Origin of the sequence: Bartonella sp. AP19HLJMH, assembly GCF_042196245.1 — a bacterium.
Taxonomy (GTDB): domain Bacteria; phylum Pseudomonadota; class Alphaproteobacteria; order Rhizobiales; family Rhizobiaceae; genus Bartonella.
Window position 1 is genome coordinate 1 of the sequence record NZ_JBHIPX010000074.1, and the last position, 994, is coordinate 994.

1 protein-coding gene and 1 pseudogene are annotated in these 994 nt (G+C 41.4%); both read left to right on the forward strand.

What is annotated here, in order from left to right:
• A pseudogene (locus tag ACFINR_RS09430) lies at positions 1 to 192 on the forward strand (PBSX family phage terminase large subunit); the annotation flags it as partial.
• 260 nt (positions 193 to 452) lie between these two features.
• Positions 453 to 994: tyrosine-type recombinase/integrase (locus tag ACFINR_RS09435; protein WP_375654240.1), on the forward strand; the 542-nt coding region annotated here is incomplete at its 3' end.

The window sequence follows — 994 nt, forward strand, 5'->3', positions numbered from 1 at the left end:
CTGAACTGGTATCACGAGAAATGGGATGAGAAGCGTAATATTGGCTTGGGAGCAGAGCATGATTGGTCCAGTCATGGTGCGGATGCCTTTGGGTTAATGTGTGTGGGGTATGAACAGCCGATGCAAAAACAGAAGAGACCAGCTTATAGTGGTAGAGAAACTTATGAGAGCACGTCATGGATGGCAGAATGATGCATGATGAAGAGCATTTAGAGAAAGAAAGTAACGCATCAGATTTGTCGACAGAAGGTTTGTTTCGCAAGCTTGTCAGCTGGTGACAAGCTATTGATTTATAATGATAATCTAGCGTTATTCATATTGAGTTAAAGACCCGAATAACGTAAGATTCTCTTATTTCAAATCTGTTTATATTGAATCAATCAAAACCACTCGTTTGCACATAGCAAGTGGGATGAGTGTGTGGATAAAATTTGTATAAGAAAGGACTTAAAATGGCTCTTATGAACCGTCTTAATGCAAGATCTGTTGCAACATTAGGGGCTGGCAAATATAACGATGGTGCCGGCTTGTTACTTCACAAGCGTAAAGATGGCGGTGCTCAATGGATTTACCGTTATACCATTCATGGGCGCCGTCGTGAAATGGGCTTGGGGGCATTGCGAAACGTTTCTTTAAAAAAAGCGCGTGAATTGGCAAATCAATGGCGTTCTGTTTTGCATGAGGGTCGTGACCCTATTAAAGAACGCAATAAACAAAAGCGTGAGGCAATAAGCAATCTTCATTACTTAAAAGATATTGCCGTAGATGCTTTTGAAAGTCGGAAAGCTGAATTAAAAGATGATGGTAAGGCTTGTGATTGGTTTTCACCTTTACGTCTTTATATTCTCCCTAAATTAGGCTGTCTACCCGTTTCAGAGATTACTCAAACAGAGATACGCGATACCCTTGCCCCTATTTGGCATACAAAAGCTGGAGCTGCTCGGACAGCATTGATACGTCTCAAACTTTGTCTCAAACATGCTGCTGCATTAGG